The following is a 23,985-nucleotide window of genomic DNA, read 5'->3' as shown; positions in this document are numbered from 1 at the left end:
ACTAGATGAGCATTCTCGTCGACCGTAATACGAAGGTCATTACTCAGGGGATGACCGGCGAAACCGGCACTTTCCACACTCAGCAGGCGCTGGCCTACGGTACCCAGATGGTCGGCGGCGTGACGCCTGGCAAGGGCGGCACCGAGCATATCGGCCTACCGGTGTTCGACACGGTGCATGAAGCGGTCGCCAAGACTGGCGCCGACGCCAGCGTCATCTACGTGCCGCCGCCATTCGCCGCGGACTCGATCCTCGAAGCGATTGACGCGCAAGTGCCGCTGATCGTCTGCATCACCGAGGGCATTCCGGTGCTCGACATGGTGCGGGTGAAGCGCGCGCTCGACGGCTCGAAGTCGCGGCTGATCGGTCCGAACTGCCCCGGCGTGCTTACGCCGGACGAGTGCAAGATCGGCATCATGCCCGGCAACATCTTCAAAAAGGGCAGCGTCGGCGTGGTCAGCCGCTCCGGCACGCTGACTTACGAAGCGGTTTTCCAGACGACCAACGAAGGCCTCGGCCAGACGACCGCGGTCGGTATCGGCGGCGATCCGGTCAAAGGCACCGAGTTCATCGACATGCTCGAGATGTTCCTCGCCGACGACGCGACAGAATCTATCATCATGATCGGTGAAATCGGCGGCAGCGCGGAAGAAGACGCTGCGCAGTTCCTGGCCGACGAAGCGAAGCGCGGACGCAAGAAGCCGACCGTCGGCTTCATCGCCGGCCGCACGGCGCCTCCGGGTCGCCGCATGGGCCACGCCGGCGCTATCGTCTCCGGCGGCAAGGGCGATGCGGAAAGCAAGATCGCGGCGATGGAAGCGGCTGGAATTACCGTCTCCCCGAGCCCATCTGAATTGGGCAAGACACTCAAGGAGTTGCTCGTTTCGGCATGACCGACGCGCTGGGATCGATGGAGCATGAGGCTGGCCCGAGCTGGGCGCGGTCCAACTGGCCGCTGTCCGAGCTGGACGAGCTGAACCTCGGCCTCGACCCGACACAGGCGACGATCGATACGGTCAAGGCTGCTGCCGCCGAGAAGGCCGCGCAGACGACGAGCGATCCGCAGGCCATTCGCCGCGCCGCCGAGGACAGCATTCGGGCGATGATGCTGATCCGCACCTATCGCGTGCGCGGTCACCTCGCCGCGGACCTCGATCCGTTGCATCTTACCCGCCGCGAAGTCCCGGCGGATCTCACACCCGAATATCACGGCTTCAGCGACAAGGATCTCGACCGGCCGATCTGGCTCGGCGGTACCCTTGGGCTGGAGCAGGGGACGGTCCGCGAGATCGTGGCCATCCTTCAGCGCAATTACTGCGGTCCCGTCGGCCTCGAGTACATGCACATCAACGACCTGGAGGAGCGCCGCTTCCTGCAGGAGCGCATGGAGGGCAAGGATGCCGAGATCAGCTTCACGCCCGAGGGCAAGCAGTCGATCCTGACCAAGGTCATCCAGGCCGAGCAGTGGGAAAAATTCCTCGCCAAGAAATATGTCGGGACCAAGCGCTTCGGCCTCGACGGCGGCGAGGGCGCTGTTCCCGCGCTTGAAGCGGTGATCAAATACGGCGGCCAGATGGGCGTCACCGAGATCGACGTCGGCATGGCCCACCGCGGCCGGCTCAACATCTTGACCAATGTCATGGGCAAGCCCGCCGCAGCGATCTTCCATGAATTCGCCGGCGGGGCGACCAACCCCGCGGACGTCGGTGGCTCGGGCGACGTCAAATACCACCTCGGCACCTCGTCGGATCGTGAGTTCGACGGCAACAAGGTCCACTTGTCGCTGCTGCCGAACCCGTCGCACCTCGAAGCGGTCGACCCGGTCGTGCTTGGCAAGGCGCGCGCGATCCAGACCATCCGCGGCGATGTCCAGGGCGACACTGTGCTGCCAATCCTGCTCCACGGCGACGCCGCGTTCGCCGGGCAGGGCGTCGTTTGGGAATGCCTGAGCTTTTCCGGCCTGCCCGGCTACGCGACCGGCGGCACGATCCACTTCATCATCAACAATCAGATTGGTTTCACGACCAGCCCGCAGTTCGGCCGATCATCGCCTTACCCGTCGGACGTCGCCAAGGGCATCCAGGCGCCGATCCTGCACGTCAACGGCGACGATCCGGAGGCGGTGACCTTCTGCTGCAAGCTGGCCATCGAATTCCGGCAGAAGTTCAACCGCGACGTCGTCATCGACATGTGGTGCTATCGCCGCTTCGGCCACAACGAAGGCGACGAGCCGAGCTTCACGCAGCCGCTGATGTATGCGGCGATCAAGCAGCATCCGCCGATCAGCCAAATCTACGGCAAGCGCCTGATCGAGGAGGGCGTCGTTGACCAAGCGTGGATAGACCAGGCGACCAAAGGCTATCTCGCGCAGCTGGAAGAAGACTTCCAAACTGCGGTCTCATACCTGCCGAACAAGGCCGACTGGTTCGAAGGCCGTTGGGCGGGTCTGGGCCGTCCTGGCGAGCCCGTTCTCGGCCGGCGCAACATCGCGACGGCGATCGGCGAGGACGACGTCCAGAAGCTCGGAAAGCTGCTGACGACCGTCCCTGACGGCTTCGCCGTCCACAAGACGCTGCAGCGTATCCTCGACGCCAAGAAGGCGATGTTCGACAGCGGTGAAGGCTTTGACTGGGCCACCGCCGAGGCGCTCGCCTACGGCAGCCTGCTCGCCGGCGGCAATTGCGTCCGGCTGTCTGGCCAGGACAGCGGCCGCGGCACGTTCAGCCAGCGTCACGCCGTCTGGGTCAATCAGGAAACGGGCGCGAAATACATTCCGCTCTGCCACGTCGAGGGTGACGCACGCTTCGAGGTGCGCGACAGCCCGCTGTCGGAATTCGGCGTGCTGGGCTTCGAATACGGCTATTCGCTGGCCGACCCGAAGACGTTGGTGCTGTGGGAAGCGCAGTTCGGCGACTTCGCCAACGGTGCGCAAACGATTATCGACCAGTTCATCGCCGCGGGCGAGGCCAAGTGGCTGCGGGCCAGTGGCCTCGTCATGCTGCTGCCGCACGGCTTCGAAGGGCAGGGGCCGGAGCACAGCTCGGCGCGGCTCGAGCGCTATCTGCAGCTTTGCGCGGAGGACAATCTCCAGGTCGCCAACTGCACCACGCCGGCCAACTATTTCCACATTCTGCGCCGACAGATGCGCCGTGATTTCCGTAAGCCGCTGATCATCATGACGCCCAAATCGCTGCTGCGGCACAAGCTGGCGGTTTCGAAGCTTGCGGATTTCACCGGCGACAGCCATTTCAAGCGGATCCTCAGCGACCTCAGTCCGCCGGCAGAGGGCGATACGCGGCGACTGGTGCTTTGCTCGGGCAAGCTCGGCTACGAACTCATGGAAGCACGCGATGCAGCTGGTGACCTCGGCGTCGAGGTCCTGCGAATCGAGCAGCTCTACCCGTTCCCGTCGGAGCCGCTGGTCAAGCGGTTGAAAGCGATGCCGCGTCTGACCGATCTGGTCTGGGCGCAGGAAGAGCCGAAGAACAACGGCGCCTGGATGTTTGTCGAGGATCAGCTGGAACGCTGTCTCGCCGACGCCGGTTTCGCCGGAATGCGCGCCCAATATGCCGGGCGCGATGCCAGCGCTTCGCCGGCGACCGGTCTCGCCAAGCGGCACGCGGCGGAGCAGGCGGCGCTGATCGCGGCGGCGCTCGGACATAATACGACAAGCGGCGGCGCCGCGGCCACTGAACGGCCGGGCGCGGTCGCCGCGGAATAAGGGAAACGCATGGCCACCGAAGTTCAAGTTCCGGCGCTCGGCGAATCGATTACCGAAGGCACGCTTGCCCAATGGCTCAAGCAGCCGGGCGAAACGGTCGCGGCCGACGAGCCTATCGCCAGCCTGGAGACAGACAAGGTCAGCGTCGAAGTGCCGTCGCCGATCGCCGGCGTACTGACCGAGCAGTTGGCCAAGGAAGGCGACACCGTCGCGGTCGGCGCCGCCATCGCGCGGATCGACCAGTCGGGCAGGGCCAGCGCCGCCGCGCCCGCACAGGCGGCTGCGGCGACTTCGACCAATCCGACAGGACCGGCCGAAACGCCCGCCCTGCGTGAGGATGCGCAACCGACCCCGCCCGCCAGCCCGGACGCCGCGCCGCAGGACGCGGGGATTACATCCCTGTCGCCGGCCGTGCGCCGCGCGGTGCTGGAGCATCACGTCGATCCGACACGCATCCGCGGCACCGGCAAGGACGGACGCCTGACCAAGGACGATGTGATCGCCGCCGCCGAAGCGCAGAAGGCTGCGCCGGCACCGGAAGCCAAAGCACCGTCCGCCCCTGCGGCTGCTCCCGCGCAACAAGCGCCTGCCACGAAGGCCGCGACTGGCGACCGTGCAGAAGAGCGCGTAAAAATGTCGCGGCTGCGGCAGACGATCGCCAAGCGCCTCAAGGATGCGCAGAACACAGCCGCGCTGCTGACTACGTTCAACGATGTCGACATGACCGCCGTCATCGACGCCCGCGCCCGCTACAAGGACCTGTTCGAGAAGAAGCACGGCATCCGCCTCGGCTTCATGGGCTTCTTCGTGAAGGCCGTCGCGCTGGCCGCCAAGGACGTCCCCTCGGTCAACGCCAGCATCGAGGGCGACGAGATCGTCTACCACGACTATCTCGACGTCTCGGTCGCGGTGTCGGCGCCCAAGGGGCTGGTCGTTCCGGTCGTCCGCAATGCCGACGCGATGAGCTTCGCCGAGATCGAAAAGGCGATCGCCGGCTACGGCAAGAAGGCCAAGGAAGGCACGCTGACCGCCGACGACATGGCGGGCGGCACCTTCACCATCTCCAACGGCGGTGTGTTCGGCTCGCTGCTGTCGACGCCGATCATCAACCCGCCGCAGTCGGCAGTGCTCGGCATGCACCGCATCGAGGAGCGTCCGGTTGCCAAGGACGGCCAGGTTGTCATCCGCCCGATGATGTACCTCGCGCTCAGCTACGACCACCGTTTGATCGACGGCCGCGAAGCGGTCACGTTCCTGGTCCGCATCAAGGAAGCGATCGAGGATCCGACGCGGCTACTGATCGACCTTTAGTCACCCACCGTTCGGGCTGAGCTTGTCGAAGCCCCGTTCTTCCTTAAATGCGAAGGCAAAGAACCAAGACAGCCCTTCGACAAGCTCAGGGCGAACGGAGTTTCTCCATGGCTGATTACGATTTCGACGTGCTGGTGATTGGTGCCGGTCCTGGCGGTTACGTCGCGGCGATCCGCGCTGCGCAGCTCGGCCTGAAGACCGCGTGCGCCGAAAGCCGCGAAACGCTTGGCGGTACGTGCCTCAATGTCGGCTGCATCCCTTCGAAGGCGATGCTGCACGCGTCGGAATATTTCGATGCTGCAGCTAATGGCGCGATGGCCAAGATGGGCATCAAGGTCACGCCCGAGCTCGACCTCGACACCATGCACGCGCAGCGCCGCGATGCGGTGAAGGGCCTGACCGGCGGCATCGAATTCCTGTTCAAGAAGAACAAGGTCGAATGGCTGAAAGGCCGCGCCAGCTTCGAAAGCGCCGATACCGTCAAGGTCGGCGACCGGACCGTCCGTGCGAAGAACATCGTCATCGCCACCGGCTCGTCGGTGACCCCGCTTCCAGGCGTCGAGATCGACGAGAAGATCGTGGTCTCTTCCACCGGCGCGCTCGAACTGGAAAAAGTCCCGGCGCATATGGTGGTGATTGGCGGCGGCGTGATCGGGCTCGAGCTTGGCAGCGTGTGGCGGCGGCTCGGTGCCAAGGTCACCTGCGTCGAGTTCCTCGATCAGATCCTGCCCGGCTTCGACGACGACGTCCGCAAGGAAGCCAACAAGATTTTCAAGAAGCAGGGTATCGAGTTCCGGCTCGGCACTAAGGTTACCGGCGTGAAAGTCGATGGCAGCAAGGCCAGCTTGACCGTCGAACCGGCAAAGGGCGGTGCTGCGGAAACGCTCGATGCCGACGTGGTTCTAGTCTCCATTGGCCGGCGTCCGAACACGGAGGGCCTCGCGCTCGACAAGGCGGGCCTGTCGGTCAATCAGCGCGGCCAGATCGAAACCGATCACGACTTCCGCACCAAGGTGCAGGGCGTGTGGGCGATCGGCGACGTGATCCCCGGCCCGATGCTCGCGCACAAGGCCGAGGATGAGGGCATTGCGGTCGCCGAGAACATCGCGGGCCAGACCGGGATCGTGAACCACGACGTCATCCCGTCGGTCGTCTACACCATGCCCGAGATCGCGGGCGTGGGCCTAACCGAAGCACAGGCCAAGGAGCATGGCGAGGTAAAGGTCGGCAAGTTCCCGATGCTCGCCAACAGCCGTGCCAAGACCAACCACGAGCCGGACGGCTTCGTGAAGGTCATCGCGGACGCCAAGACCGACCGCGTGCTGGGCGTCTGGTGCATCGCCAGCGTCGCCGGCACGATGATCGCCGAGGCAGCGCTGGCAATGGAGTTCGGCGCGACCAGCGAGGACATCGCCTACACCTGCCACGCGCACCCGACGCACAGCGAAGCGCTCAAGGAAGCGGCGATGGGCGTGACCGGGAAGCCGATCCACATTTGATGCGTTGGGTTTCGCGATGGCGAAGCTCCACGATGACTGGGAAGTCCTGCCGCACGGCCCGCTGCGCGAGGTTGCACCGGGCCTGATGACCGTCGTCGGTCAGATCCCGATGCCGCTCGGTAATTTTCCGCGGCGGATGACGGTTGTTGCATTGCCCCGCAAGCGCACGGCAATCTTCTCGCCGATCCCGCTGCCCGACGCGGAGATGGCGCGGATCCAGGCACTGGGTACGCCGTCCTTTATCATCGTGCCAAACGGCGGTCACCGGCTCGACAGCCGCCCCTTCAAGGCGCGTTATCCGAAGGCCAAGGTCGTGGCAGCGCCGGGGGCCAAGGCTCAGGTCGACGAAGCTGTGCGGGTCGACACGTCCACGCCTGATCTCGGCAAGGATGTCGATTTGGTCAGCGTACCCGGCATGGGTGACGCCGAACTCGCACTCGTCGTCCGTCACGACGGCGGCACGACGCTCGTCGTCAACGACATCGTCGGTAACGTTTCACAGCCGCAGGGCATCGGCGCGCGGATCATGGCGCGGCTGACAGGGTTCGGACCCCGTCCGGCGGTGCCGCGACTGCTGCGAATGCGCTACGTGAAGGATGAAGCCGCGCTCGCCGCGCAGTTGCGCGATTGGTCCGAAATCCCCGGCTTGATCCGTCTTATCCCGTCGCACGGCGAAATCATCGATCGCCCCGCTGCCACCCTCAGGCGGCTTGCCGACAACTTGGCCTAACGTTCCTGCGTCGGTCGTCCGTTGGCTGTCCAGGCGGGCGTGAAACTGCTGTCCGCAAGCCATCGCATTGGCGCCACCAGCGAGCGGATCGCGCTCGTCATGAATGGGATGTTGAGGTTGGCTGCCGTGTCGGTCGGCTGGTGATAGGTCGGCACCACCGCCCAACCCGACACCGTGTGCGCGACCACGCCCTTCAGCGCGAGCGAGTAGTTGTCCGAACGCTGGAAGAAATTCTGTTCGGGATAGGGGTCGCTCGTCACCAGCGCGCCGTGCGCCTTCAGCGCCGGACCGAGGTTCGACCGATCGAAGCCCGTCATCATCAGCGTATTCTTCGGGAGCTTTGGATCCTGCGAGCCGATCATTTCGAACTCGATGTTCGCGGCGATTTGATCGAGCCGCACCGGCGGATGCTCGCCGAAATAGGTCGATCCGTAGCCACCGATCTCCTCGCTCCCGTAGCAAACGAACAGAATGCTCCGCCGCGGCTGCTTGCCGGTCGCCAGGGCGCGCGCCAGCTCCATCACCGCCGTGGTTCCGGAAGCATCGTCATTGGCGCCCGGCATGATCGTGCCGTCGGGACGCAAACCCAGGTGATCGAGATGCGCCGTCAGCAGCAGCGTTCCGGCCTTCGCGTCGCGGCCTTTTAGGTAGCCAATGGCGTTGGTGGTCGTGGCGCGCTCTTTTGTCGTCGCGATATTCAGCATGACTGGGGCGCCCACTCTGCTCGCCAGTGCGTCAACGGCAGCGTCCGGCAACGTTATGAGGCTGGGCCGCTCGCGTGGCGGCTTTTCCTCGAGATACACCGGCAGGCGGGGTTTCCCGCCGAGCATGCCGAGTAGCTTTCGGCTTCCTTCATTCTCGCGAACGATGAGCAGCTTGACGGGCTTGCCAGCGATCGCGCGATAGATCGTCATCGGGTCGGCGTCCTTGGCCGACACCAGCACGATGTCCGCAGTTGGAAGTTTCGCCGGATCCGCAACGGCCGCCACCGCGAGAGTGCCCGAAATCGGCTTGCCCGAGCTGAGCAACAGCGTTGGAGAGGCGATGGCTGCGCCGCCCACCGTCAAGGTCGCGGGAGCCGTCAGCGTCTCGCGTACAACAACTGCTTTCTGCAGATAGCCGTCCATTCCCGGCGCCGGTACCAGGCCGTACGCCTGGAATTGCGACGCGACATAGACGGCGGCAATCGCTTCGTCGCGGGTTGCGCTGCCGCGTCCCTGCAAGGCGTCGCTTGCCAGAAATGCCTCATGTGCGGCGACCGACCGCTCGGTGATCGTGCTTTGCGCCAGCGCCGGTGTCGTCGCCAGCGCAGCAGTCGCGCAGAGCGCGGCAAATATAGTTTTCAAGGATGGTCCCCCAGATTTATCTATACGGTCAGCCAGCTGCGCAGCAGCGCCAGCAGGGTCTGATCGTGCGTGGGCGATCGCGCCGGCGCGGATACCTGACACTCCAGGCAGCGCGCCTGGATGCTCGGTCCGCTCAGGATCGACTGCACCTCGGCAAACACCTGCGCGAGCTGGTCCTGCGGCTTGCGCGCCATCAGCGAGAAAGCGTCGGTCGGGGCAGCCTGGTCATTGTCCTTCGTCGCCCAGGCTTCGATCAGTTGATCGCTGAAGCTCGGCTGCGCCTCAAGGTACCGGACGCGCCGCTCGTCGCCGAGCTTGGCCAGTTCGGCGGCCTTGCCGATCGCCTCGCTCATCCCACCGAAGCCGTCGACCAGCCCGATCTGGCGCGCCGTGCCGCCGTCCCACACGCGCCCCTGCGCGATCTGGTCGATCTGCTGCGGCGTCTTGTGCCGCGACTGCGCGACAATGCTGAGAAAGCGTCCATAGGTGGATTCGACGCCTGTCTGGATCAGTTGTCCGGCTTCCGGCGAAGGGCCCTTGAGCAGGTCCGGTTCGCCCGACAGCGGTGTCGTCTTCACGCCATCCGCGCCGACGCCCAACTTGGCCAGGGTGCCCTGGAAGCTCGGAAGCACGCCGAACACGCCGATCGACCCGGTGATCGTCGACGGCTCGGCATAGATGAAATCGGCCGGGGTCGAGACCCAGTAGCCGCCAGAAGCGGCCACGCTGCCCATCGACACGACGACGGGGATTTTCTTGGATTTAGCTTCCAGCAACGCCTGCCGGATGCGCTCGGAAGCCAGCACCGAACCGCCCGGGCTATCGACCCGCACGACCAGCGCTTTCACCCCCTTGTTGCGAATCCCGTCCTGGATTTGCTTGGCGATGGTGTCGCCGCCCGCAGTTCCGGGGCCGGCTTTGCCGTCGACGATCATCCCCGCGATGGTGACCACGCCGATGGGTCCGCTCGGCTTTCGATCAACCACGTCGTTGATGTAGGCGCCGAGCTTGATTTCCTTGAACGCGTTGCCGCGGTCGCCCGCGCCGCCGCCGAGTTGCGCCAGCCGTGCCTCAAAATCCTGCCGCTCGCCGACCTTATCGATCAGACCCGCCTGCAAAGCGGCTTTTGCCATGTCGCCGCCAGCGGCCGCCACCGCGCCGTTCATGTTGGACAGGAAGAGGTCGATATTCGCCTTGGGCCGCGCCTGCTTGACCGCCTGTTTCCAGGTCTCCAGCCGCGCTCCGTCCAGTGCCTGGTAATTCTGCCGCGCTTCGGGCGACATGTCGTTGCGAATGTAAGGCTCGACCGCCGACTTATAGGTGCCAACGCGATAGACGTTGGCGGTCACGCCAAGCTTGTCGAGCAGGCCCTTGTAATAGAGGTTCGATCCGCCCGGCCCGGAGATGAGCACGCCGCCGAGCGGATTGAGCCAGATTTCCGATGCCGCCGACGCCAGGGCGTAGCTGTCGTCGGTATAACCGACACCATAAGCAACCACCGGCTTACCCGCGCCACGGACGCGCCGCACGGCTTCAGCCAGATCGTTGATCGCCGTTGCGCCGCCACCGGTGAACCCGTCGAGGTCGAGGGCGACCACCTTCACCCGGTCGTCGGTGCGCGCCTTGTCCATTGCGGCGACCAGATCGCGCAGGCGGTATTGCCCGAGCGCGCCGCCGCTGGCGACGTCCGACCATTGACGGCGCGCTGGCTGCTCCACCACGCTGCCGTTGAGATTGAGATCAAGCACCCCGTCCTTCACCGGCGCGGGACGGGCGGACAGCGCGCCATAGAGGCCGCCAAAGAACAGCAGCAGAAGCAGCAGGACCAAGGCGTCCTTCACTCCGACCAGCAGCTTCCAGATTGCGCGAACGAATTTCATTGCCACAGCCTCTGCATCAACTTTGCACCGTTGCTAGCGGAGGAGCGGGCAGGCGGCCAAACCTTTTCGACGGGTCGGCGGACGGCTAGGGCGCGCCCGTCATGCGGCAGGAAACCAGCATCGCCGGGCGACGCAGTCCTTGGCGCGACGAACTTCGCGCCACGCTCGCGCTTGCCTGGCCGTTGATCCTCGCCAATCTGACCATGCAGTTGATCCAGGCGACCGATGTCATCCTGCTTGGGTGGCTAGGGGCAAAGGAGCTTGCAGCTGCCGCGCTGGGCCTCAGCCTCTCGTTCGGCATGGTGTTGTTTGCGCTTGGCGTGCTCACGGCCTCGTCGCCGATGATCGCTTCCGCGCTTGGCGCGCGCTTCAACGCCGTGCGCGATGTCCGCCGCACGTTTCGGCAGTCTGTGTGGGCCGCCGCGTTGATGGCCGCGCCCGTTCTCGTCGTCCTGTGGAACGCCGAGGGCATTATCCTCGCCTTCGGTCAGGAACCTGAACTGGCGTCGCTCGCCGGTCGCTTTCTGCGCGGATACATGTGGGTCATTCCGCCGTGGATGCTGTTCCAGACCCTGCGCAATTTCGTTTCCGCGATGGAGCGGCCGGGTTGGATCCTGGTGATCAGCTCCGTCGGCATACCGCTCAATGCGCTTGTCAGCTGGGCCCTCATCTTCGGCCATCTCGGCCTGCCTGCGCTCGGTATCCTGGGCGGCGGGATCGGCAGTTCGATCGTGTGGACGGCCATGGCGCTGGCGCTCACCGCCGTGGTGCTGTCCGATCGTCAATTCCGGCGCTTTCATTTGTTCGGCCGGTTCTGGCGGCCAGACTGGCCCCGGTTTCGCCAGCTGTTCCGGCTCGGCGGTCCGATCGGATTGACGATGGGCTTCGAAGGCGGCGTGTTCAGTGCCGCCGCCTATCTGATGGGCCTGTTTGGAGCGCCCTCGGTCGCGGCACATCAGATTGCGCTACAGATCGCGGCGACGACGTTCATGGTCCCGCTGGCCCTCGGCCAGGCGGCGACGGTCCGCGTCGGCCTCGCTTATGGACGCAACGACCCGCACGCTGTCGCGCTCGCGGGTTGGACGGCCTTCGTTCTGGGCATTGCGTTCATGACGGTGATGGCCGGCGTCATGTTCCTGTTTCCGCGCGAACTGATCACGCTGTTTCTCGATGACAGTGCCGCGAATGCGAACGTGATTTCGCTCGGTGTTTCGTTTCTCCTGATCGCCGCCTTGTTTCAAATCGCGGACGGCGCTCAGGTCGTCGGCGCCGGCATGCTGCGCGGGCTGCATGACACGCGCGTCCCGATGATCTTTGCGCTCTTCGGCTATTGGGCGATCGGCCTGGGGGTCGGCATCGCCCTGGCGTTTGTTCTCGACTGGCGCGGGGTGGGAATTTGGGTCGGTCTGGCGGCCGGTCTAGGCGTCGTCGCACTCCTCATGTTGTGGCGCTGGACGCAGCGCGGGACGCTCGGGCTGGCGGACCGCGAACCCCCCAAAATCAAAGCCGTCGCGACCCATTGACGGGTTGGAGTGTCGAACCCATATGCGCCGGGTCGCTGGCACTCTCACATGATGAGTGCCAACGAAACATGTTCAACTTGAAGAGAGAAAGAGGGGGTTCAACCCATGGGTTTCAGGCCGCTTCATGATCGTGTTCTCGTCCGTCGCGTCGAGGCCGATGAAAAGACCGCCGGCGGGATCATCATCCCGGACACTGCCAAGGAAAAGCCGCAGGAAGGCGAAGTCATCTCCGTCGGGACCGGCGCGCGCGCCGACGATGGCAAGGTCACGCCGCTGGACGTCAAGGCCGGCGACAAGATCCTGTTCGGCAAGTGGTCGGGCACCGAGGTCAAGATCGACGGTGAAGACCTGATCATCATGAAGGAAAGCGACATCCTCGGGATCGTCGGCTGACCTCGCATTCCTCGCGCGCGCGTTGAGGAACGAACTTAGCAAACTTCCAGATTATGAAAGGGTAGCCAGATGGCAGCCAAGGACGTGAAATTCAGCCGCGATGCGCGTGAGCGCATTCTCAACGGCGTCGACATCCTCGCCAATGCGGTGAAAGTGACGCTCGGCCCCAAGGGCCGCAACGTCGTCATCGACAAGAGCTTCGGCGCACCGCGCATCACCAAGGACGGCGTCACCGTCGCCAAGGAAATCGAGCTCAAGGACAAGTTCGAGAACATGGGCGCCCAGATGGTGCGCGAAGTGGCCTCGAAGACCAACGACCTCGCCGGTGACGGCACCACCACCGCGACGGTGCTGGCGCAGTCGATCGTCCGCGAAGGCATGAAGTCGGTCGCGGCCGGTATGAACCCGATGGACCTCAAGCGCGGCATCGATCTCGCCGTCGGCAAGGTTGTCGCGGACCTCAAGAGCCGGTCGAAGGACGTGCAGGGCTCGAGCGAGATCGCTCAGGTCGGCATCATCTCGGCCAATGGCGACAAGGAAGTCGGCGAGAAGATCGCCGAAGCCATGGAAAAGGTCGGCAAGGAAGGCGTGATCACCGTCGAAGAGGCGAAGGGTCTCGAGTTCGAGCTCGACGTCGTCGAAGGCATGCAGTTCGACCGCGGCTATCTGTCGCCCTACTTCATCACCAACCCGGAAAAGATGCAGGTCGAGCTTAGCGACCCCTACATCCTGATCCACGAGAAGAAGCTGTCGAACCTTCAGGCGATGCTCCCGATCCTGGAAGCTGTAGTTCAGAGCGGCCGTCCGCTGCTGATCATCGCCGAGGACATCGAAGGCGAAGCGCTGGCAACCCTGGTCGTCAACAAGCTGCGCGGCGGCCTCAAGGTTGCGGCCGTCAAGGCGCCGGGCTTCGGCGATCGCCGCAAGGCGATGCTCGAGGACATCGCGATCCTCACCGGCGGTGAGATGATCAGCGAAGATCTCGGCATCAAGCTCGAGAGCGTTTCGCTGAACATGCTCGGCCAGGCCAAGCGCGTGACGATCGACAAGGACAACACGACGATCGTCGACGGCAACGGCACCCGCGAGAACATCGAGGGCCGCGTTGGCGCGATCCGCCAGCAGATCGAGAACACCACTTCCGACTACGACCGCGAGAAGCTCCAGGAGCGTCTGGCGAAGCTCGCGGGCGGTGTCGCGGTGATCAAGGTCGGCGGTGCGTCCGAGGTCGAGGTCAAGGAGCGCAAGGATCGCGTGGACGACGCACTTCACGCGACCCGTGCGGCCGTCGAAGAGGGCATCGTTCCGGGCGGCGGTACCGCGCTGCTCTACGCCACCAAGGCGCTCGAAGGCCTCAAGGGTGACAACGACGACCAGACCCGCGGCATCGACATCATCCGCAAGGCGCTTCAGTCGCCGGTGCGGCAGATTGCCGAGAACGCCGGTCATGACGGCGCGGTTGTTGCGGGCAAGCTGATCGACGGCAACGACGTCAATCTCGGCTTCAACGCTCAGACCGAGGTTTACGAGAACCTGGTCCAGGCCGGCGTGATCGACCCGACCAAGGTCGTCCGCACCGCGCTTCAGGACGCGGCGTCGGTGGCGGGTCTGCTGATCACCACCGAAGCCTCGATCGCCGAGGCGCCGGACGACAAGCCGGCTCCGGCGATGGCCGGCGGCGGCATGGGCGGAATGGGCGGAATGGACTTCTAAGTCCGGACGTTCACTCTGACTGATTGGAAGGGCCGGCGGAGCGATCTGCTGGCCCTTCTTCGTTGCGGGCCATGTCGTTCAGCATGTCCTCGGCCGAGTTCAGCTGCGCGCTCTCCTCCGTGGTGGGCGCTGGCGGACGGTCGTCCCGGCAGGCCGCGAGCAACAGGAAGCAGGCAATCAATCTTCTCACTCCGGCCAAGTACCACTTTGTCCGAGCACAAAAAAAGGGCCGCTCCCGAAGGAACGGCCCTTTCTCTAATCGAGCGGTAAGCGAGAAGCTTACTTGTTCTCGGTCGCGTTCGCGACGTCGTTGGCCGTCGAATTGTCGATGGCATTGACGTCGGCGTTCAGCGCCGCGTCCGCATTCGCGGTCACGTCGTTGGCGGCAACGTTGACGTCGGTCGAAGCGGTGTTCTCGACTGCGGTCTCGTTGGCGGCCGTGTTGGCTTCTTCTTTCTTGCTGCACGCACCGAGCGCGAGGGCGCAAACGGCGGCGGTCACGATGGCAACCTTCTTCATGGTCTTTCACTCCCTCAAAAATGCCCGTGGGGGTGGGCATCCAACCCGGCCGTCGGACGCGAGTCGCTTCAGGCCAGACCTTCGGCATTAGCGGTAATCTCTACTCCCGCACAAGGGTATAAATTCATGCAATGAATTGACCATATAAAGATATCTTTATATCCTTAACTCGTGACCGGCGCTTTGCCCCTTGCTGACCGATTTCAGGCGCTTGCCGACCCAACGCGGCTGCGCATTCTCGCTTTGTTACGGCAAATGGAATTGTCGGTCGGAGAGTTGGCGCAGATCCTGGGCCAAAGTCAGCCGCGCGTTTCGCGACATCTCAAGATTCTGGCAGATGCCGAAGTTCTCGATCGCCGCAAGGAAGGCAGCTGGGTTTTCCTGACGCTCGGAGACGCTGAGCGTGTGGCTCCTCTCTTCGCGCTGATCGATCAGTGGGCGGATGAGGACACAGCGCGCTGGTTTGCTACCGATGCAGCGCGGACGGAAGGCATTCGTGCCGAGCGCGCCGAGGCCGCCAACCGCTACTTCTCGGGTCATGCCGAGATCTGGGATCAGATCCGCTCGCTTCACGCTGCCGAGAGCGAGGTCGAGCAGGCGATTGACGGCGCCTTGGGCAAGCGCCCGCTCGGGCGGCTGGTCGACGTCGGTACCGGCACGGGTCGCATGATCGAGCTATTCGGTCCGCGCGCATCGCAGGCGATCGGCATCGACCGTTCGTCGGAAATGCTGCGCCTCGCCCGTGTGAAGCTTGAGGCGGCCGGTATCGCATCCAGCCTCCGTCAGGGCGACATGTACGCATTGCCGCTCGCCGATCAGACGGCGGACAATATCATCATCCATCAGGTACTCCATTATGCTCATTCGCCTGCAAAGGCGGTCGCTGAGGCGGCGCGCGTACTTGCGCCCGGCGGTACATTGCTGGTCGTCGATTTCGCAGCGCACGAGCGCGAGGAATTGCGCGAGCGCGATGCCCACATCCGCCTCGGCTTCGAGGAAGACGTCATGAACGGCTGGTTCGCGGCGGCCGGACTCGAGGTCGATCAGGTCCGCCATCTGGAAGGCGGCGAGCTCACGGTCACCATCTGGCGAGGCGTGAAGGCTGCCGAGAAAGAGCGGAGGGCCGCATGAATGCGCTCGAATCGCTCGGGCGGCATCTGCCGCTATTCGCGGAAGCCCGCGGCGACGTTCAGGTGAGCTTCGAATTCTTTCCGCCGAAGACGGAGAAGATGGAGCAGACGCTCTGGGAGTCGATCAAGACTCTCGAGCCACTGCAGCCGCGCTTTGTTTCGGTCACTTACGGTGCCGGCGGCTCCACGCGCGAACGGACGCACGCGACTGTCGAACGTATCCTCAAGGAGACGTCGCTGACGCCTGCCGCTCACCTCACCTGCGTGGGCGCGACCCGTGAGGAAGTGGACGAGGTCGCACGCAGCTACTGGGACGCCGGGGTCCGTCACATCGTGGCGCTGCGCGGCGACCCTACGGAGCCGGGATCGAAATATCAGCCACATCCCGGTGGCTATCGCGATGCGGTGGAGCTGGTCCGCGGCCTGAAGGAGGTGGCGCCATTCGACATCTCCGTCGCGGCCTATCCGGAGTGCCATCCAGATTCGTCGACGCGGCAGTTCGATCTCGAAAATCTGAAGCGCAAGGTCGACGCCGGGGCGGATCGGGCGATCACGCAGTTCTTCTTTTCCGCCGATTGCTTTTTCCGCTTCCGCGATGACGCGGCAGCGGCGGGCATTGATGTCGAGATCGTGCCCGGCATCCTGCCGGTATCGAACGTCGCCACGACGCGCCGCTTCGCAGCGAGTTGCGGCGCTGCAATTCCCAAATGGCTCGACGACCTGTTCGAAGGCCTTGACGATCTCCCGGCGGCGCGCCAGCTGATCGCCGCCACCGTCGCGGCCGAACTGTGCGGCCAGCTGTACGCTGGCGGTGAACGAACTTTCCACTTCTACACGCTCAACCGGGCAGAGCTCAGCTACGCCATCTGCCACCTGCTGGGCGCAAGGGCGAAATCATGAGTGCTTCCCAATCCCTGCGCGCCGAAGCGGCCAAGCGCATCATCATCAAGGATGGAGCCTACGGCACGTCGATCCAGAACCGTAAGCTGCAGACCAACGATTATTGTGGCGGCCTGGACCTGCTGAAGGACCAGCGCGGCAACAACGACCTGCTCAACATTACCAAGCCGGACGTGGTGCGATCGATCTGCGAGAGCTTCGCCGATGCGGGCGCGGAGATCTTGGCGACCAACACCTTCAACGCCAACTCGATCAGCCAGGCCGACTACGGCGCCGAAGCGCTCGTCGGAGAGATCAATCGCGCATCCGCGAGGATCATGCGCGGTGTCGCCGACGCCTATTCGGCGAAGGACGGAAAAGTCCGCTGGGTCGCCGGCGCGCTCGGTCCGACCAACAAGACCCTCTCACTCTCGCCGGACGTCAACGATCCCGGCTTCCGCGAGGTCGACTTCGATCAGGTCAAGGCCGTCTACCGCGAGCAGATCGACGCGCTAGTCGAGGGGGGCGTCGATTTCATCCTGATCGAGACCATCTTCGACACGCTGAACGCCAAGGCGGCGATCATGGCGACGCTGGAAGCCGAACAGGCGCTTGGCCGCGAGCTGCCGCTGATGATCTCCATGACGCTGACGGATCTTTCCGGCCGCAACCTGTCCGGCCACACGGTGGAAGCTTTCTGGGCTTCGGTCCGTCACGCCAAGCCGGTAACGATCGGGCTCAATTGCTCGTTCGGCGCGGCGCAGCTGCGGCCGCATCTGGCAGCGTTGGCCGCGCAGGCGGACACGCTGGTGATGGCCTATCCCAACGCCGGTCTGCCCAACGAACTAGGCGAATATGACGAGGCCGCCGAACAGACGGCGGCGCAGGTCCGCGAATGGGGGACCAGCGGTTTGGTGAACGTAGTTGGCGGCTGTTGCGGGACGACTCCCCTGCACATCGCCGCAATTGCCGGGGCGGTGCGCGATTGCACGCCGCGCGCCGTCCCGGCACCTCGCCCCGGCACCCTGCTTGCCGGGCTCGAGCCGATGCTGATTGCCGCCTGACAAAATGGAAACGACTGACGTGAATGAGGCCGGCGCCGGCGCGCGCTTTGTGAATATCGGCGAGCGCTGCAACGTCACGGGGTCGGCGCGCTTCAAGAAACTCGTCATGGCCGGCGATTATGACGCGGCCGTCGAGGTTGCGCGCGACCAGGTCGAGAACGGCGCGCAGATCATCGACGTCAACGTCGACGAGGCTTTGCTCGACAGCGAGCAGGCGATGACTGTCTTCCTCAAGCGCATCGCCGCCGAGCCGGATATTGCCCGCGTGCCGGTGATGATCGACAGCTCCAAGTGGAGCGTCATCGAAGCCGGCCTCAAGTGTGTGTCGGGCAAGCCGATCGTCAATTCGATCAGCATGAAGGAGGGCGAGGGGCCATTCCTCGAACTCGCCGCCAAGTGCCGCGCTTATGGTGCGGCGGTGGTCGTCATGGCTTTCGACGAAGTCGGCCAGGCCGACACGGCGGCGCGCAAGGTCGAAATCTGCGAGCGGGCGTACAAGCTGCTCGTCGCCAACGGCACCGACGCCAACGACATCATCTTCGACCCGAACGTATTCGCGGTCGCCACCGGCATTGACGAGCATCGCCGCTACGCGATCGACTTCATCGAAGCGGCGAAAGAAATCCGCCAACGTTGTCCGGGCGCACACATTTCCGGCGGCCTGTCGAACCTCAGCTTCTCGTTCCGCGGGAACGAGCCCGTGCGCCGCGCGATGCACAGCGTGTTCCTCTATCACGCCATCCCAGCCGGCATGGACATGGGCATCGTCAACGCCGGCCAGCTGGATGTCTACGATCAGATCGATCCAGAGCTGCGCGAAGCCTGCGAGGACGTGATCCTAGACCGTCGCGAGGACTCGACCGAGCGGCTGATCGCGCTGGCCGAACGCTACAAGGGCACCGACGCCGCAGCCGAGAAAGCTGCTGCCGAATGGCGCTCGCTGCCGGTCGGCGAGCGTCTGTCTTACGCGCTGGTCAAGGGCATCGACGCGCACATCGTCGACGACACCGAGGAAGCGCGCCAGCAGGTTGCCAACGACGGGGGGCGCACGATCGAGGTCATCGAAGGCCCCCTGATGGACGGCATGAACGTCGTCGGCGACCTGTTCGGCACGGGCAAGATGTTCCTTCCGCAGGTGGTTAAGTCCGCGCGCGTGATGAAACGTGCGGTCGCCCACCTCATCCCGTTCATCGAGGCGGAAAAGGAAAAGTCCGGGGCGACGCAGGGCAAGGGCCGGATCGTAATGGCCACCGTGAAGGGCGACGTTCACGACATCGGCAAGAACATCGTCGGCGTCGTGCTGCAGTGCAACGGCTTCGAGGTCATCGACCTCGGCGTCATGGTGCCCTGGCAGGACATCCTGCAGGCGGCGAACGACAACAACGCCGACATGATCGGCCTGTCCGGGCTGATCACGCCCTCGCTGGACGAAATGGTGACGGTCGCGGGCGAGATGCAGCGGCTGGGGCTGAAGACGCCGCTCTTGATCGGTGGTGCGACGACCAGCAAGGCCCATACGGCGCTGCGGATCGATCCGGCCTATGAAGGCGCGGTGATCCATGTCCTCGATGCCAGCCGCGCCGTTGGTGTGGCGTCCTCGCTGGTATCGGACACGCAGCGCGAGCCGCTGATCGCCGCGACGGCGGACGATTACGACAAGCTCCGCAAGTCGCGCGAGCGCAGCGGGCAGAGCGAGCTCGCTAGCTTGGTCGACGCGCGCGCCAACCCGTTTCCGTTCGATCCGGAAGGGCAGGCGCCCGCGCCGCACTATCCCGGCCTGCATCAGTTCGGTGACTGGCCGCTCGCCGACCTACGCGCCTCGATCGACTGGACGCCTTTCTTCCGCGCGTGGGAGCTGGCCGGCACCTATCCCGCAATTCTCGACGACCCGATCGTCGGAGAGAGCGCGCGCAGCCTGTTTGCCGACGCGAACGCGATGCTCGACCAGATCATCGCCGAGCGCTGGATCACGCCAAAAGCCACCGTCGGCCTGTGGCGCTGCAGGCGCGACGGCGACGACATCCTCGTGCTCGCCGGAAACGACTGGACGCGCGTCCCGATGCTCCGCCAGCAGGTGAAGAAGCGCGAGGGCCGCCCGAACCTTTGTCTCGCCGACTTCATCAATCCCGATGGTGAGGATTGGATCGGCGGCTTTGCGCTCGGCATCCACGGGCTCGAGCCGCACATCGAACGCTTCAAGCAGACGGTCGACGATTATGACGACATCCTGCTCAAGGCGCTCGCCGACCGCCTGGCAGAAAGCTTTGCCGAGACGCTGCATGCGACCGTCCGTAACCGCCTCTGGGGCTATGCGGAGGAGCATCTCTCCAACGCCCAGCTGATCCGCGAGAATTACGTCGGCATCCGCCCGGCGCCCGGCTATCCGGCCTGCCCTGACCATAGCCTGAAGCCGATTCTGTTCGAGATGCTCGGCGGTGCGCCGGGCGAGGTCTCGCTGACCGAGAATTTCGCAATGCTGCCAACCTCGGCCGTGTCCGGCTTCTACTTCGGCCACCGCGACAGCCAGTATTTCGGTGTCGCCCGTATCGGCCGCGACCAGCTCGAAGACTATGCCGCCCGCCGCGAGGTCTCGGTCGAGCAGGCCGAGCGTTGGCTACGGCCGAATCTCGACTAGGCCTGCGACTCGCACTAGCGGCGGCAACGTGATCCGTCGGCTCTTGCTTTTGCTCTGTCTGCTGCTGGCACCGGCTGCTGCTGGCGCTCAGCACATCGTGCCGCAGCTGGTCGCCGAGGGCGCCGCTCCGCCAGGCGGCGAAGTGGAGCTCGCCATCCACATGCGGCCGGAGCGCGGCTGGCACGGTTATTGGCGGAACCCCGGCGATGCCGGCCTGCCGATGACGGTCGACTGGCGGCTGCCGCCAGGCTTTTCGGCCGGGCCACTGAGCTACCCGGTGCCGACGCGCCTCACCGTTGCTGGGCTCATGAACTACGTATTTGAGCGGGACTATGCAGTGCTCGTCCGCCTCAAGGTGCCCGCGAACGCGACCGGCACGATCCCGGTGCGCGCCGCCGCGACCTGGCTCGCCTGCACGGACAAGATCTGCGTCCCGGAGCGCGGCGAACTCTCGCTCGACGTGCCGGTCGGGCAGGGCACGCCCAACCGCGCGCAGTTCGACGCATGGCGCCAGGCGCTTCCGCAGCCGCTCGCGACACCGGCGCATTTCGCCGTGCAGGGCAACCGCCTGCGCGTCGCGATACCGCTACCGGCGAGCGTCGCCGTCGCCGAGCCCTACCTGTTCCCGATCACCGACGACGTGTTCGACTATGAAGCGCCGCAGCAATTCCGCCGCAGCGGCGACTGGGTCGTCGCCGAGCTGACGACCAAGGCGTCGCCGCACACTTTCGAGGGCGTGCTGGCGCTCAAGGACGGTCGCGGACTGGAATTCCGAGCAGTGCAGGGACCAGTGCCCTCCGGCGGAGAGGTGATCGGCGGAGGGGCGTTAGGTGCGCAGGCCATTTTTTGGGCCGTCCTTGGTGCGCTGGCGGGCGGCATCCTCCTCAACCTCATGCCCTGCGTCTTCCCAATCCTGGCCCTCAAGGCGCTGCACCTGTCCCGCGCCGGCGGTTCGCAACGCGAGGCCCGATCGGACGCGCTGAGCTATGCGGCCGGCGCGGTGATCGGCACCGGCGCCCTCGGCGCGGTATTGCTGATCATCCGGGCTGCTGGAGCCCAGGCGGGCTGGGCTTTCCAGCTTCAAGATCCGCGCACGATCATGTTGCTAATGCTCCTTGCGGTCGTGATCACCGCCAACCTGCTCGGCCTGTTCGAATTGCCCGTCCTCGGCGGCCGCGCGCAACCCGCGGGCAGCTTCGGTACCGGCGTGCTGGCTGCATTCGTGGCCACGCCCTGCGCAGGTCCGTTCCTCGGCGCCGCACTGGGCACCGCCTTGCTTCTGCCACCAGCCGGATCTCTCGCCGTCTTTGCCGCGCTCGGCCTTGGATTGGCACTGCCCTTCGTGGCGGTCGCCTTCGTTCCAGCGCTTCGCACCAAGCTGCCGAAACCCGGACCATGGATGGATCGCCTGAAGCGCTTACTCGCCGTCCCTATGGTCGCGAGTGCGATTGCGGCGTTGTGGCTGGTCTACCGCCTCGGCGGTCCGAAGGCGCTGGCATTAGGAGCGCTCAGCGCCATTGCCCTGATCGCGCTGCTCATCTGGATCGGTCGCCGCCAACGCCGTGGCGTTGCGACAGGCTTGCCCGCCATCGCTGCAATCGTGGGACTGGTTGCCGCGTCGGCCGTCGCTGCGAACACGATCCCTGTCGAAGCCCAGGCTGAGCGGGCAGGTAGCGCGGAGAAGTGGAGCGAAGTCCGCGTCGCTGCGCTGGCGCAGCAGGGCAAACCGGTCTTCGTTTACTTCACCGCCGACTGGTGCCTGACCTGCAAGGTGAATGAAGCCGCGGCCATCGACCGGGCGGAAGTCCGCGACGCCTTCAAGCGCGCCGGGGTCACGGTGCTGGAAGGCGACTGGACCAACGGCGATCCGGCGATCACGCGCTTCCTCGAGACGCGTGGCAGAGCCGGTGTGCCCTATTACCTGTGGTACGCGCCCGGAAAGCCTCCCGAGGAGCTTCCGCAGGTGCTGACGCCGTCGATGCTCACTGGCCGCGCTCAGGCCGCGAAGCGCTAGGCGCCCGACTCCAGACCTTCTTGCCGCCGACCCAGGTTTCCAACACTTCCGTCTTGGCCAATACCTGCGCATCGATTTTGGTCGGATCGCGGTCCACGACGATGAAGTCGGCGTATTTGCCCGGCTCCAGCGCGCCAATTTTCGCTTCGGCAAAGCCGGCGTAGGCCGCGCCGCGGGTAAAGGCGTGAAGCGCCTGACCAAGAGTCAGGCGTTCCTGGGGACGCCAGCCGCCTGGCGGCTGCCCCTCGACATCCTGTCGGCTGATCGCGGCGGACAGGCCGGGAAAGGGATTGGGCGATTCGACCGGCAAGTCCGACCCGAATGCCAGCCGTGCGCCACTCTTCAGCACCGTATGCCATGCATAAGAGCCGCCGAGCCTGTTCGGCCCCATCCGCGCTTCGGCCATTAGCCGGTCGCTGGTCTGGTGCGTCGGCTGCATCGAGGCGATGATTCCCGCCGGCGCCAATCGCGGGATGTCCGCGGGATCGACAATCTGGAAGTGCTCGATCCGCCAGCGACGGTTTGCGCCATAACGCTTCGACAACTGCTCATAGACGGTGATGATCTGCGCGTTGGCCGCGTCGCCAATTGCGTGCGTCGCAAGCTGGAAACCGGCGTCCGCGGCTTTCGTCGCCAGCGCCAGCATTTCCGCGTCCGAATGGAACTGCAGTCCGCGCGTATCCGGCTTGTCGGCATAAGGCTGCTTGAGCCACGCGCCGCGTGATCCGAGTGCGCCATCGGCGAACAGCTTGATGCCGACCGCGCGAAGGCGATCGCCGAACAACCAATTGGTCGGGTGCGGCACGGCGGCCATCGACTCAGTTCCCGACAGATAGCTCATCAGCCGCACATTGAGCCGCCCGCTGCGTCCGGCCCGGTTGAAGGCGTTCCAGTCGTCAACCGACGTGCTCATGCTGCCGACGCCGGTCACGCCGTAGCCGAGCAAAATTTCCTGCGATTTCTGCAGGGCCTCGTCGAGTTGCGCCGTGGTCGGCCGGGGTACCGCCTTGTCGATCAGGCTGCGCGCATTGTCGACAAACAGTCCGTCATGAAATTCGCCGCCGGCCGGAACCGGCGTCGCGGCCGTCACGCCCGCTGCGCGCAACGCCGCGCCGTTGGCGACGACGGCGTGCCCATCGACGCGCTCCAGCGTGACCGGCCGATCGCCGACCGCGGCATCCAGGTCGGCCGATGTCGGGAAGCGTTTGTCGGCCCATTGTTCCTGGTTCCAGCCGAAGCCGCTGATCCACTTGAGGTCAGGATGCGCCGCCGCATAATCGCGCAACCGCTGCTGTAATTCCGCCAGCGATTTCGTGCCCGTCAGGTTCAGGCGCAGCGCGGTGAAGCCTAGGTCGGTCACGTGGCCATGCGCATCGATCAGCCCCGGCAGGACCGTGCGGCCGCCCAGATCGACGACCTTCCCATTTCGCGGCGCGGTTGCAGAGCCGTTAAGCAACCTCACAACCTTGCCATCGTCGCCGATCAGCAGGCCGGTGAAATGCTGGATCCGGCTCTGGTCGTCGACTGTGATGCCGTTGGCATTGGTGAAAAGCGTATCCGCGTTGGCGGCGGTCGAAGCGAGGAGCGCGCTGAGCGCGAAGAGCATGATGCGCATGCCGCTGCTTAGC

The 23,985-nt window shown here is 65.0% G+C and carries 17 protein-coding genes; 13 read left to right on the top strand and 4 right to left on the bottom strand.

What is annotated here, in order from left to right:
- The first annotated feature begins 5 nt into the window (after positions 1-5).
- The 5 genes from sucD (at position 6) to QU596_RS05895 (ending at position 7,261) form a co-directional block, all read left to right on the top strand.
- Positions 6-893, top strand: coding sequence for a succinate--CoA ligase subunit alpha (gene sucD / locus QU596_RS05915; RefSeq protein WP_308517730.1), 888 nt, complete (start codon positions 6-8; stop codon positions 891-893).
- Positions 890-3,721: a 2-oxoglutarate dehydrogenase E1 component gene (locus QU596_RS05910; protein WP_308517729.1), complete on the top strand. Its 2,832-nt coding sequence runs from the start codon at positions 890-892 to the stop codon at positions 3,719-3,721. Before sucD ends, QU596_RS05910 begins: the two co-directional genes overlap by 4 nt.
- A 9-nt stretch (positions 3,722-3,730) precedes the next feature.
- Positions 3,731-5,032 carry a 2-oxoglutarate dehydrogenase complex dihydrolipoyllysine-residue succinyltransferase gene (gene odhB, locus QU596_RS05905; protein ID WP_308517728.1) on the top strand — a complete coding sequence of 434 codons (1,302 nt, stop codon included), beginning with the start codon at positions 3,731-3,733 and terminating at the stop codon, positions 5,030-5,032.
- A gap of 107 nt (positions 5,033-5,139) precedes the next feature.
- Complete coding sequence (gene lpdA, locus QU596_RS05900; RefSeq protein WP_308517727.1) at positions 5,140-6,531, top strand: dihydrolipoyl dehydrogenase; 1,392 nt, start codon at positions 5,140-5,142, stop codon at positions 6,529-6,531.
- 16 nt (positions 6,532-6,547) lie between these two features.
- Positions 6,548-7,261 (top strand): DUF4336 domain-containing protein, encoded by a 714-nt coding sequence (locus QU596_RS05895; protein ID WP_308517726.1) that lies wholly within the window; start codon positions 6,548-6,550, stop codon positions 7,259-7,261.
- Here the strand turns inward: QU596_RS05895 and QU596_RS05890 are convergent.
- Entirely contained in the window at positions 7,258-8,607 is a 1,350-nt protein-coding gene (locus tag QU596_RS05890) for a M28 family metallopeptidase (protein WP_308517725.1), read from the bottom strand. The two genes, QU596_RS05895 and QU596_RS05890, sit on opposite strands and share 4 nt — an antisense overlap.
- Before the next feature lie 20 nt (positions 8,608-8,627).
- Entirely contained in the window at positions 8,628-10,487 is a 1,860-nt protein-coding gene (gene sppA, locus QU596_RS05885; RefSeq protein WP_308517724.1) for a signal peptide peptidase SppA, read from the bottom strand.
- Positions 10,488-10,588: 101 nt separating this feature from the next.
- Between sppA and QU596_RS05880 the strand changes: the two genes are divergently transcribed.
- The 3 genes from QU596_RS05880 to groL all read left to right on the top strand — a co-directional run bounded on the left by QU596_RS05880 (position 10,589) and on the right by groL (position 14,116).
- Positions 10,589-12,010, top strand: a complete 1,422-nt coding sequence (locus tag QU596_RS05880; protein ID WP_308517723.1) for an MATE family efflux transporter — start codon at positions 10,589-10,591, stop codon at positions 12,008-12,010.
- A 105-nt stretch (positions 12,011-12,115) separates the two neighbouring features.
- A complete protein-coding gene (gene groES / locus QU596_RS05875; RefSeq protein ID WP_249867751.1) occupies positions 12,116-12,403 on the top strand; it encodes a co-chaperone GroES in 288 nt (95 codons plus the stop codon).
- A gap of 69 nt (positions 12,404-12,472) precedes the next feature.
- Positions 12,473-14,116, top strand: a complete 1,644-nt coding sequence (gene groL, locus QU596_RS05870; RefSeq protein ID WP_308517722.1) for a chaperonin GroEL — start codon at positions 12,473-12,475, stop codon at positions 14,114-14,116.
- A gap of 279 nt (positions 14,117-14,395) precedes the next feature.
- Here groL and QU596_RS05865 read toward each other — a convergent pair whose 3' ends face one another.
- Positions 14,396-14,635 carry a hypothetical protein gene (locus QU596_RS05865; protein WP_308517721.1) on the bottom strand — a complete coding sequence of 80 codons (240 nt, stop codon included), beginning with the start codon at positions 14,633-14,635 and terminating at the stop codon, positions 14,396-14,398.
- A 171-nt stretch (positions 14,636-14,806) separates the two neighbouring features.
- Between QU596_RS05865 and QU596_RS05860 the strand changes: the two genes are divergently transcribed.
- From QU596_RS05860 to QU596_RS05840, 5 genes are read left to right on the top strand one after another with little or no spacing between them, the layout of a single operon-like run.
- Complete coding sequence (locus QU596_RS05860) at positions 14,807-15,766, top strand: ArsR/SmtB family transcription factor (protein ID WP_308517720.1); 960 nt, start codon at positions 14,807-14,809, stop codon at positions 15,764-15,766.
- On the top strand, positions 15,763-16,665 hold the full coding sequence (gene metF / locus QU596_RS05855; protein ID WP_308517719.1) for a methylenetetrahydrofolate reductase [NAD(P)H]: 903 nt from the start codon (positions 15,763-15,765) through the stop codon (positions 16,663-16,665). The genes QU596_RS05860 and metF overlap by 4 nt, the downstream gene beginning before the upstream one ends.
- Positions 16,662-17,708: a homocysteine S-methyltransferase family protein gene (locus tag QU596_RS05850; protein ID WP_308517718.1), complete on the top strand. Its 1,047-nt coding sequence runs from the start codon at positions 16,662-16,664 to the stop codon at positions 17,706-17,708. The genes metF and QU596_RS05850 overlap by 4 nt, the downstream gene beginning before the upstream one ends.
- Positions 17,709-17,712: 4 nt before the next feature.
- Positions 17,713-20,343, top strand: a complete 2,631-nt coding sequence (gene metH / locus QU596_RS05845) for a methionine synthase (RefSeq protein ID WP_308517717.1) — start codon at positions 17,713-17,715, stop codon at positions 20,341-20,343.
- Positions 20,344-20,371: 28 nt separating this feature from the next.
- Complete coding sequence (locus QU596_RS05840; protein WP_308517716.1) at positions 20,372-22,357, top strand: protein-disulfide reductase DsbD family protein; 1,986 nt, start codon at positions 20,372-20,374, stop codon at positions 22,355-22,357.
- Here QU596_RS05840 and QU596_RS05835 read toward each other — a convergent pair.
- Complete coding sequence (locus QU596_RS05835) at positions 22,326-23,972, bottom strand: amidohydrolase (RefSeq protein WP_308517715.1); 1,647 nt, start codon at positions 23,970-23,972, stop codon at positions 22,326-22,328. The genes QU596_RS05840 and QU596_RS05835 overlap by 32 nt on opposite strands.
- Positions 23,973-23,985 lie beyond the last annotated feature (13 nt).

The sequence above is a fragment of the Sphingomonas flavescens genome (genome assembly GCF_030866745.1).
GTDB lineage: Bacteria > Pseudomonadota > Alphaproteobacteria > Sphingomonadales > Sphingomonadaceae > Sphingomicrobium > Sphingomicrobium flavescens.
This window is presented reverse-complemented; position numbering and strand designations above follow the sequence as displayed.